At 62.4% G+C, this 11113-nt stretch carries 8 protein-coding genes; all 8 read right to left on the reverse strand.

From position 1 onward, the window contains the following. Positions 1 to 71 precede the first annotated feature (71 nt). Positions 72 to 347, reverse strand: coding sequence for a peptidylprolyl isomerase (locus HX812_RS27910; protein ID WP_003174397.1), 276 nt, complete (start codon positions 345 to 347; stop codon positions 72 to 74). Positions 348 to 390: 43 nt separating this feature from the next. Further along, on the reverse strand, positions 391 to 2886 hold the full coding sequence (locus tag HX812_RS27915; RefSeq protein ID WP_038841793.1) for a PAS domain-containing sensor histidine kinase: 2496 nt from the start codon (positions 2884 to 2886) through the stop codon (positions 391 to 393). Positions 2887 to 3021: 135 nt separating this feature from the next. After that, complete coding sequence (locus tag HX812_RS27920) at positions 3022 to 4980, reverse strand: acetoacetate--CoA ligase (protein WP_038841791.1); 1959 nt, start codon at positions 4978 to 4980, stop codon at positions 3022 to 3024. A 13-nt stretch (positions 4981 to 4993) separates the two neighbouring features. Further along, entirely contained in the window at positions 4994 to 5767 is a 774-nt protein-coding gene (locus HX812_RS27925; RefSeq protein ID WP_033902345.1) for a 3-hydroxybutyrate dehydrogenase, read from the reverse strand. Between the two features lie 7 nt (positions 5768 to 5774). Continuing rightward, complete coding sequence (locus HX812_RS27930; RefSeq protein ID WP_033902346.1) at positions 5775 to 7166, reverse strand: GntP family permease; 1392 nt, start codon at positions 7164 to 7166, stop codon at positions 5775 to 5777. A gap of 286 nt (positions 7167 to 7452) precedes the next feature. After that, the gene (locus HX812_RS27935) at positions 7453 to 8856 is read right to left on the reverse strand and encodes a sigma-54-dependent Fis family transcriptional regulator (protein ID WP_038843826.1); all 1404 of its coding nucleotides are present in this window, start codon (positions 8854 to 8856) and stop codon (positions 7453 to 7455) included. Continuing rightward, entirely contained in the window at positions 8853 to 10427 is a 1575-nt protein-coding gene (locus tag HX812_RS27940; RefSeq protein WP_038843827.1) for an ABC transporter ATP-binding protein, read from the reverse strand. Before HX812_RS27940 ends, HX812_RS27935 begins: the two co-directional genes overlap by 4 nt. Positions 10428 to 10437: 10 nt before the next feature. Then, a partial coding sequence (locus HX812_RS27945; RefSeq protein WP_105699193.1) for an ABC transporter permease occupies positions 10438 to 11113 on the reverse strand: 676 nt, incomplete at its 5' end.

The raw sequence follows: 11113 nt of genomic DNA on the forward strand, positions 1-11113 counted from the left end.
ACATTTCAATGTGTGAACCCATTCAAATGTGGGAGCTGGCTTGCCTGCGATGGCAATCTAAAGCCAGCCGCTCAGTCGCGGTAGAAGACCTGCACCAAGTGATACCCGAACTTGCTCTTGATCGGCCCGTGAACCACCTTCACCGGCTTCTTGAAGATCACCGCATCAATCGCCCCCACCATCTGCCCCGGCCGCACTTCACCCAAGTCGCCGCCACGCTTGCCGGACGGGCAGGTGGAGTACTTCTTGGCCAACACATCAAAGGCTTCGCCCTTGGCAATGCGCTGCTTGAGTTGTTCGGCTTCTTCGCTGGTTTTCACCAGGATGTGACGGGCTTGGGCTTTCATTGATCTCTACCAGGTGTGCGACGGCGCGCGATTATGCCTGAACTCATTCGTCGACGCTGATCATGCTACGGATTTTAGTGGCCAGCAGATCGATGGAGAACGGCTTGGCGACCATGTCCATGCCGTCCTCCAGGAATCCCTGGCGTTCGGCGGCTTTTTCGGCATAACCGGTCATGAACAAGACGCGCAAGCCAGGCCGGTGTTGGCGGGCAATCTCCGCCAATTGCCGGCCATTCATGCCCGGCAAGCCAACATCGGTGACCAACAAATCCACGCGCAGGTCAGACTCCAGCAGCGGCAGTGCCGCCCGCGCATCCGCCGCCTGGTGCGCGGTGTAACCCAGTTCGTCGAGCACATTGACCACCAGCATGCGCACCGCCGGGTCGTCCTCGACCACCACCACCGCTTCGCCGGCCAGAGCTACCGGCGCTTCACCGAGGCTGGCAGGTAAACTGCTTTCCAGCGCCGTGCCATACAGGCGCGGCAGGTACAGACGTACGCACGTACCCTGGCCCGGTTCGCTATGAATGGTCACATGACCACCGGACTGCTGGGCAAATCCGTAGATCATCGACAGCCCCAGGCCAGTGCCCTGGCCGATGGGTTTGGTGGTGAAGAACGGGTCGAACGCCTTGGCCAGGATTTTCGGCGCCATGCCAGTGCCGTTGTCGCACACGCCGAGCATCACGTAGTCGCCGGCCTTGACCGGTTCAAGGGTGGTGATGTCGGTGCCGTCCAGATAGCTGTTGGCGGTTTCGATCAGCAGTTCGCCGCCGTCGGGCATAGCGTCGCGGGCGTTGATCACCAGGTTGAGCAGGGCGTTTTCCAGTTGGCTGGCGTCGGTGTTCACCGGCCAGATGTCGTGGCCCAGTTGCACCTTGAGCCCGATGTGCGCGCCTTTTGTGCGACGGAACAAGTCTTCCAGGGAGGCGACCAATTGGTTGGGGTCCAGCGGGCGTCGGTCCAGCGACTGACGGCGCGAGAACGCCAGCAACCGATGGGTGAGAGCGGCCGCACGATGGGCGGAGGACACGGCGGCATCGGTAAAACGGCCGATCTCGTCACTGCGCCCGGCGGCGATGTAGCGCTGCATCAGGTCCAGGCTGCCGATGATACCGGTGAGCATATTGTTGAAGTCATGGGCAATGCCACCGGTGAGCTGGCCCACGGCTTCCATCTTCTGCGCATGGCGCAACGCGTCTTCGGCACGCTCACGCTCGTACATCTCGTTTTGCAGGCGCTGGTTGGCTTCGGCCAGGGCCTGGGTGCGCTGAGCCACGCGCTCTTCAAGGTTTTCGTTGAGGTGGCGCAGGGCTTCTTCGGTGAGTTTGCGTTCGGTCTCGTCGATCACGAAGATGTAGAAACCATTGACTGAGCCGTCATTGCTGAACCGCGGCAGGTACTTCATCAACGCATGGCGCGGGCGGCCATCGTGGTGCGGAGTGATGGTCATGAAGCTGCAGGCCTTGCCCTTGAGCGCGGCGGCGATCTTGTCTTCACGCCCGGCGTACACCTCCTCGCCGAGCACTTCGCGGATGGTCTTGCCGTACAGCTCCTGGGGCGTCATGCCGTACCATTCCAGGTACGCGCTGTTGTTCAGGCGAAAGCGCTGTTCATGGTCGACATAACCGATCAACACCGGCATGGCGTTGATGATCAGTTGCAATTCGGTCTGGCTCTGACGCAAGGCCTGCTCGGTGTTCTTGCGCTCGGTGAGGTCCAGCGCGGCCCCGAGGAAACGTGCCGGGCGGCCTTGATGATCCTTGTAGCAACGGCCACGGGCGAACACCCAGCGTACCTGGCCGTCGGCTTGCAGCAAGCGATACTCCTCGGCGTACTCGGTGCCAAAGGTGATGCAGTGCTTGATGCTGCGCGCCACCATGCCACGGTCTTCCGGGTGCACGCCGTGCAGGTAATCGCTGATCGGCAACGAACGCGCATCGCTGGGATCGACGCCGTGCAAGTAGGCGAAGTGCGCGTCGGCAATAAAGCGGTCTTCGCCGATATCCCAATCCCAGGTGCCTACCGCGTCGGTGGCGGCCAAGGCCAACTGCAAGCGTTGCTCGGTGTTGTGTTGGGCCTTGCGGCGTTCGTTGGTTTCGATGGCGGTGACCAGAATCCCGGCCACACGGGCGCTTTCATCGCGGATCGGGCTGTAGGTCAGGTCCAGCCAGATTTCCGTGTCGCGATTGTTGCGTTGCAGCACGAACCGTTGCTCGCTGAAGGTGCGCACCTGGCCGCTGAGCACGGCGTCGTAGATCGGCGCGGTAAAGCTTTCCAGCTCCGGCCAGGTCTGATGCGCCGGCTGGCCCATCGCTTCAGGGTGTTTGTTGCCGGCGAGTTGGGCGAAGCCGTCGTTGTAGAGCTGCGTGAGCTGGCTGCCCCACAGCAGGAGCATCGGCATCGGCGAGTGGACGACAATATCCACGGCGGTGCGCAGGCTTTGCGGCCAATCACTGGCCTCACCGAGCGGGCTTTGCGCCCAGTCCAGCCGCGCAATCAATGCAGCGGCTTCGCTACCGGTGGATGTTCCAATCATGAAAAAGCCCTGAGCGTAACGCTTTGAAAAATGACAACACCCATTATCCCGTGACTTGGGAATGGGTGACTACCCCCGAAAAATAGCATGCATTCGGGGTTTGTCTTCAAATGAGTACGTCAGCGCTGAAACCTTTCATCCGTTCGCCAGTTCAGGCCGGTCGCGAAACTGCTCCAGCGCCTGCGGATTGGCCAGGGCGTCGGTGTTCTTCACCGGCTCACCGTGCACCACATTGCGCACCGCCAATTCGACGATCTTGCCGCTGATGGTGCGGGGGATATCGGTGACAGCGAGGATCTTCGCCGGTACGTGGCGCGGTGTGGTGTTGGCGCGGATCACCTGGCGGATCTGCTGCTCCAGCGCGTCGTCCAGCTCGACACCCTCGTTGAGGCGTACGAACAGCACCACGCGCACGTCGTCCTGCCAGCGTTGGCCGATGGCCAGGCTTTCCTGGACCTGTGGGACTTTTTCCACCTGGCGGTAAATCTCGGCTGTGCCGATCCGCACGCCACCGGGGTTGAGTACAGCATCGGAGCGCCCGTGGATCAGCAGGCTGCCGTTGGGACGCTGTTCGGCGTAGTCCCCCTGAGCCCAGACACCGGGAAACTGGCTGAAATACGAAGCGCGCAGTTTCTTGCGCTCCGGATCGTTCCATAGCCCGATGGGCATGGCCGGGAAATGCCGGGTGCACACCAGCTCGCCTTTTTCGCCGACCAACGGCTGGCCCTGGTCGTCCCACACCTCAATCGCCATCGCCAGGCTCTTGCACTGCATTTCGCCGCGACGCACCGGCAGCACCGGATTGCCGATCACAAAGCAGGAGACGATATCGGTGCCGCCAGACATGGAGGAAAGGCACAACTCGCCCTTGATCTCGCGGTACACGTAGTCGTAGCTCTGCGGCGACAGCGGCGAACCGGTCGAAATCAAGCCTTTGAGACTGCTCAGGTCGTGGCTGAGGCGCGGTTGCAAGCCGGCCTTTTCCAAGGTGGCGAGAAACTTGGGGCTGGTGCCGAACACGCTGATTTTCTCTGCGTCGATCAGATCGATCAAGCGCTCGGGCCCCGGATGAAACGGCGAACCGTCATACAGCACCGCCGTAGCGCCGATCGCCAAGACCGACACCAGCCAGTTCCACATCATCCAGCCGCAGGTGGTGTAGTAGAACAGGCAATCCTCGCGGGACAGGTCGGCATGCAGGCCGTGTTCCTTGAGGTGGGTAAGCAGCACGCCGCCGGTGCCGTGGATGATGCACTTGGGCACGCCGGTGGTGCCACTGGAATAGAGAATGTACAGCGGATGATCGAACGGCACCGCGACGAATTCAGGCGCGCCGCCGGGCTGGTAGAAGTCCTGCCACAGCGCGACGCGGGCGTGGGTTTGATAGTCCTCGATCGTTGTCTGGGGCCGCGCGTACGGCACGACGATCAGCTGCTCCAGGGACGGCAGGCGTTCGAGGATTTCATTGAGCTTGGCGGTCTGGTCGATGGTTTTGCCGGCATAGCGATAACCGGCGCAGGTGATCAGCACCTTGGGCTCGATCTGGCCGAACCGGTCGATCACGCCCTGGGTGCCGAAGTCCGGCGAAGAACATGACCAGATCGCGCCCAGGCTGGTGGTGGCAAGCATGCCCACCAGGGTTTGCCAGGTGTTGGGCATGCAGGCCGCGACACGGTCACCCTGCACCACGCCGGCGGCCCGCAGGCTGTTTTGCAGGCCGGCGACATGTGCGGCCAGTTCGGCGTAGGTCAATTGCTCGCGCTGCCCGTCTTCGCTGAGGGCGACCACTGCGGGGTGATCGTCGCGGCGGCGCAACAGGTGTTCGGCGAAGTTCAGGGTCGCGCCGGGAAACCATTGGGCGCTGGGCATCTCGGCGTCTTCGATCAGTACCGCCGTGGGCGGGCTGCGAAATTGCACGTCGAAGTATTCCACGATCGCCCGCCAGAAATCCGCGCGCTGGTCGATGCTCCATTGGTGCAGCGCCGGGTAGTCGCGCAGCTGCACGCTGTAGCGCTGGTTGATGTAGCGCCGGAACTGGTCCATCCGCGTGTGGACGATGCGTTCCGGGGAGGGTTGCCAGAGGATCTCGGACATAGTGGGCCTCTTGTTATTGTGCCAGCCAGCCGCCGTCGATATTCCACGCGGCGCCGCGCACCTGGCTGCCGGCTTCGCTGCACAAGAACAGCACCAGCTCGCCCAGTTGCGGCGGCGTGACAAACTCCAGGGACGGCTGCTTCTCCGCGAGCAGATCATGCTGCGCTTGTTGCGGGTCGACGCCGGCGGCAGCACGGTCATCAATCTGTTTTTGCACCAGCGGCGTCAGCACCCAGCCGGGGCAAATGGCGTTGCAGGTCACGTTGCTGGTGGCGGTTTCCAGGCCGACGACCTTGGTCAAGCCAATCACACCGTGTTTGGCTGCCACATAGGCGGCCTTGCCCACCGAACCGACCTGGCCATGCACCGAGGCGATATTGACAATACGCCCCCAGCCCTTGGCCTTCATGCCTGGCAAGCTCAAGCGTGTGCTGTGGAACACCGACGACAGGTTGATCGCAATGATCGAGTCCCAGCGCTCGGCGGGAAAGTCTTCCACCGCCGCCACATGCTGGATGCCGGCATTGTTCACCAGGATATCCACGCCGCCGAATTCACGCTCGGCGTAGGCGATCATGTCGGCGATTTGCGCCGGGTCGCTGACGTCCGCCGGGTGATGGCCGACCTTGCCGCCGAACGCCTGCACCTGGGCGATCACCGCGCTGGCGTCGCCGAAGCCGTTGAGGATCAGGTTGGCGCCGGCCTTGGCCAGGCTCAAGGCAATTCCTAAGCCGATGCCGCTGGTGGAGCCGGTGACCAGGGCGGTCTTGCCGTTCAATGTCGTCATGAAAACCTCACACAATGCCGGTGGCGTAGAAAGTACCGATCACCACGAACACCGCGAGGGTCTTGATGATCGTGATGCCGAAAATGTCCTTGTAGGCTTCGCGGTGCGTCAGGCCGGTGACCGCCAGCAGCGTGATCACCGCGCCGTTGTGGGGCAGGGTGTCCATGCCGCCGCTGGCCATGGCCGCGACGCGGTGCAGTACTTCAAGGGGGATATTGGCCGCATGGGCCGCCGAAATAAAGCTCTCGGACATGGCTGCCAGGGCGATGCTCATGCCACCCGACGCCGAGCCGGTGATGCCGGCCAACAGGGTCACGGTAATCGCTTCGTTGACCAGTGGGTTGGGGATGCCCTTGAGCCAGTCCGCCAACACCAGAAAACCCGGCAGCGAGGCGATCACGGCACCAAAGCCGTATTCGGACGCGGTGTTCATCGCCGCCAGCAACGCACCGCTGACCGCGCTTTTGCTGCCTTCGGCGAGTTTGCTCTTGATGGCCGACCAGCCAAACACCAACACCATGACGATGCCCACCAGCAACGCCGCTTGCACCGCCCAGATCGCGGTGAGCTTGGCGATTTCGGTGGTCACCGGCGTGGTCATGCCTGGCAGGGCAAGGCTGTGGGTCTTGCCGTACCACTGCGGGATCCAGTGGGTGAACAGCAGGTTCATCACGCCCACCAGAATCAGCGGCGACAGCGCGATCCAGGGGTTGGGCAGCGCCAGGTTGTCGGCCGTTTCCGGTTCGTTGCGCAGTTCGGTGCCGTAGCCTTCTCCGGCCCGTTGCGCCTTGTTGCGCTGGCGTGCCAGGTACAGCATGCCGGCGCAGAACACGAAGATCGTGCCGATCAGGCCCAGCCATGGCGCGGCCCACGCCGTAGTGTTGAAGAAGGTGCTGGGGATGATGTTCTGGATCTGCGGCGTGCCGGGCAGGGCGTCCATGGTGAACGAGAATGCGCCGAGGGCGATGGTCGCCGGGATCAGGCGTTTGGGGATATTGCTCTGGCGGAACATCTCCGCCGCGAACGGGTACACCGCAAACACCACAACAAACAGCGACACGCCACCATAGGTGAGCAGGGCGCAGACCAGCACGATCACCAGCATCGCCTGGCGCGTGCCGAGCAGACGGATCGCTGCGGCAACGATGGAGCGCGAAAAGCCCGACAGCTCGATCAGCTTGCCGAACACCGCGCCGAGCAGGAACACCGGGAAATACAGTTTGATAAAGCCGACCATCTTCTCCATGAACACCCCGGTAAAGGCAGGCGCGACGGCGGACGGGTCGGTAAGCAGCACTGCGCCGAGGGCGGCGATGGGGGCAAACAGGATAACGCTATAGCCACGGTAGGCAGCCAGCATCAGCAACGCGAGCGCTGCCAGGGCAATGATCACACTCATGGTGTGTCTCCATCGGATTGTTATTTTTGTGGGGTGTTGCTGTAGGAGGGGGCTATAGCGAGATGTGTGCCAACTATCTAAGTGTTTGAAATGTATGAATAAATTTCAGATATTGGATTGGCGCTATCAGATTTGTCCCTTATTTGAGACTTATGAAGATCAAATGTGGGAGCGGGCTTGCTCGCGAATGCGCTGTATCAACCAAGAATCAGGCGGCTGGCACACCGTATTCGCGAGCAAGCCCGCTCCCACATTGGAATGTCTTCGTATATGGAATTGTGTCTCTCTATTGAGACTGAGCAAGATCCAACGCCACCATCTTCTTGTACAACGTCGACCGCCCAAGCCCAAGCTGCTTGGCTGCCTCCACCACATTGCCCCCGCATGCCCTCAACGCTGCCGTGATGATCTGCCGATCAAACCGCTCCCGCGCTGCGTTGAAACTTTCCCCCTCAACCGTCGCGACGGCGCTGCTACGCGCCACCGGCGTAAAGGTACCAATCGCCGCCCGAATTTCCCTGGCATTCAGCACCAGGTCATCACTCAGCAGCGCCGCGCGTTCCAACACATTGCGCAGCTCACGGATGTTCCCCGGCCACGCATGCTGTGCCAGCAGCGCCAGGGCCTCACGGTCCAGTTCATGCTGGCTACGCAACTCCTCAAGAATCGCCTCGCTCAATGCCGGAATATCCTCCAGCCGCTCACGCAGCGGCGGCACCTGGATCGGCAGCACATTCAGCCGGTAATACAGGTCGGCGCGGAATTCACCGCGTTTGATCGCCGCTTCAAGATCCATGGAGGTCGCCGCGATCACCCGCACATCGCTGTGCAGCATCTCGTTGGAGCCCACCGGCTCGAACTCCTTCTCCTGCAATACCCGCAGCAATTTGCTTTGCAGCGGCAGCGGCATGTCGCCGATTTCATCGAGGAACAGCGTGCCACCCTGGGCAATCTGGAATTTGCCCGCACGGCCTTTACGGTCGGCGCCGGTAAACGCGCCTGGTGCGGTGCCGAAGAATTCGGCTTCGAGCAGGTCAGCGGGAATCGCTGCACTGTTGATGCTGACAAAGGCCTTGTGCGCACGGCTCGACGCGCCGTGAATCGCCTGGGCCAGCAATTCCTTGCCGGTGCCGGTCTCGCCCAGCAACAACACCGGCGACTCGGCGCTGGCACTGCGCCGCGCCCGGCGTTTGACTTCGAGGCTGGCGGCGCTGGTGCCGATAAAGTGCGCGAAGTTGTATTTGCTCTGGCGTGAACGCAGCAGCGAGCGTGTCGAGGCCAACTCCTGCTGCATGCTCAGGTAGCGCTCGATCAGCGGTGACAGGTTGCGCAGTTCATCAAACAATGCAAAGCCAATCGCGCCGATCACCGCGCCGGCATCGTTGTGGATCGGCAAACGCATCACCACCAGCGGGCCTTTGGGCGTGTCCTGGATGTCCAGCAGGATCGGCTGATCATTGCGCACCACCTGGCGCAACAGGCTGTTGGAAATCACCTGCTCGCAGGGCTGGCCGATGGCTTCGTCGGCGCTTTTCAGGCCAAAGCGCTTGGCGTAGCGCTCGTTCATCCACACGATGTTCGCGTCGCGGTCGACAATCACCGTGCCTTCGCTGGACTGCTCGATGATCTCGAACAGCGACTGAATGGCCAGGCCACGAACCTGTTGGTAATCCGTGAGGCTGGTGCTCATGAGGATAATCCGCAGGCGGCCGCCAGCAATTCCTGGGTGTAGGGATGCTGCGGCGCGTCAAACACCCGATGGCTCGCGCCAGCCTCAACGACCTTGCCGTCCTTGATCACGATCATGTCGTGGGCCATCGCGCGCACCACCGCCAGGTCATGGCTGATGAACAGATAAGTCAGGCCGTATTTCTCCTGCAGTTCACGCAGCAGCGCCACCACTTGTTTCTGCACGGTGCGGTCGAGGGCCGAGGTGGGTTCGTCGAGCAGCATCAGCGCCGGCTTGAGCACCAAGGCGCGGGCGATGGCAATGCGTTGGCGCTGGCCGCCGGAAAACTCATGGGGGTAACGGTGGCGGCTGGCAGGGTCGAGGCCCACATCCTTGAGCACCTGGATCACCTGCGCATCACGGTCGGCCAGGCTGCACGGCGCGTGCACCTCCAGGCCTTCGCTGATGATCTGCTCCACGGTCATGCGTGGGCTGAGGCTGCCGTAAGGGTCCTGGAACACCACCTGCATCTGCTTGCGCCATGGACGCATCTGTTGGTTATTCAGCGGGTCGAGGGCTTCACCCTGGAAGCGGATGCTGCCGGTAGAGTCCAGCAGCCGCAGGATCGCCTGGCCCAGGGTGGATTTGCCCGAGCCGGACTCACCGACAATCCCCAGGGTCTTGCCACGTTGCACGCTGAGGCTGATGCCGTCCACTGCACGCAGGTAGGTCTTGCGCCGGAACAACCCGCCGCCGAGGGGGAATTGCACGGTCAGGTCGTCAACCTGCAACACCGTCTCGCGCTCGTCACTGCACAGCGCATCACCGTCCGGCTCGGCATCCAGCAGCAAACGGCTGTAAGGATGTTGCGGCGCATTGAACAGGCTCCGGCAGTCGGCCTGCTCGACAATCTCACCCGCGCGCATCACGCACACGCGCTGGGCAATGCTGCGCACCAGGTTGAGGTCGTGGCTGATCAGCAGCAGCGACATGCCCAGGCGTTGTTGCAGGGACTTGAGCAGCAGCAGGATCTTGCGCTGCACGGTCACGTCCAACGCGGTGGTGGGTTCGTCGGCGATCAGCAGTTCCGGCTCGCAGGCCAGGGCCATGGCGATCATCACCCGCTGGCGTTGCCCGCCGGACAGTTGATGGGGATAGGCCTTGAGCCGTTCCTGGGGTTTCTGGATGCCCACCAGGTCGAGCAATTCCAGAATGCGCGCGTGGGCCGCCTTGCCACCCAGGCCTTTGTGCAGCAACAGGGTTTCGCCGATCTGTTTTTCGATACTGTGCAACGGGTTCAGGGAGGTCATCGGCTCCTGGAAGATCATCGCAATGCGGTTGCCGCGCAGCTTTTGCAGGGTCGCCGCCGATGCGCCGATCAGTTCCTGGCCGCGGTAGCGGATAGAGCCGGTGGTTTCGGTACCGGCTTCGGGCAGCAATTGCAGGATCGAATGGGCTGTTACCGACTTGCCCGAGCCCGACTCGCCCACCAGCGCCAGGCACTCGCCGGGGCGTACGTCCAGGCTCAGGTTGCGCACCACGGTCTGGCCGCTGAAGGCGACACTGAGGTCGCGGATTTCGATCAGGTTCATAGGCGGTCACTCATGAGCGTGGGTCGAAGGCATCACGCAATGCCTCGCCGATAAACACCAGCAGCGACAGGATCAGCGCCAGTGTGAAGAACGCCGTCAGGCCCAGCCAGGGCGCTTGCAGGTTCTGCTTGCCCTGGGCAATCAGCTCGCCCAGGGAGGCGCTGCCTGCCGGCATGCCGAAACCGAGGAAATCCAGGGCGCTCAGGGTAGAAATCGCGCCGGTCAGGATGAACGGCAGGTAGCTCAAGGTCGCGGTCATGGCATTGGGCAGGATATGCCGGCGAATGATCTTGCCATCACCCAAACCCAAGGCCCGTGCGGCCTTGACGTATTCCAGGTTGCGCCCGCGCAGGAACTCGGCGCGCACCACGTCCACCAGGGCCAGCCAGGAAAACAGCGCCATGATCCCCAGCAGCCACCAGAAATTGGGCTCGACAAAACCGGACAGGATGATCAGCAGGTACAGCACCGGCAGCCCGGACCACACTTCCAGCACGCGCTGGCCAATCAAATCCACCCAGCCGCCGTAATAGCCCTGCAACGCACCGGCGGCAATGCCGATGGCGGCGCTGATCGCGGTGAGCGCCAGGGCAAACAGGATCGACACCCGTGCGCCAAAGATCACCCGCGCCAACACATCCCGCGACTGATCATCGGTGCCCAGCCAGTTCACCGCCGAGGGCGGG

The organism is Pseudomonas sp. IPO3749 (genome assembly GCF_013386605.1).
GTDB lineage: Bacteria > Pseudomonadota > Gammaproteobacteria > Pseudomonadales > Pseudomonadaceae > Aquipseudomonas > Aquipseudomonas azotoformans_A.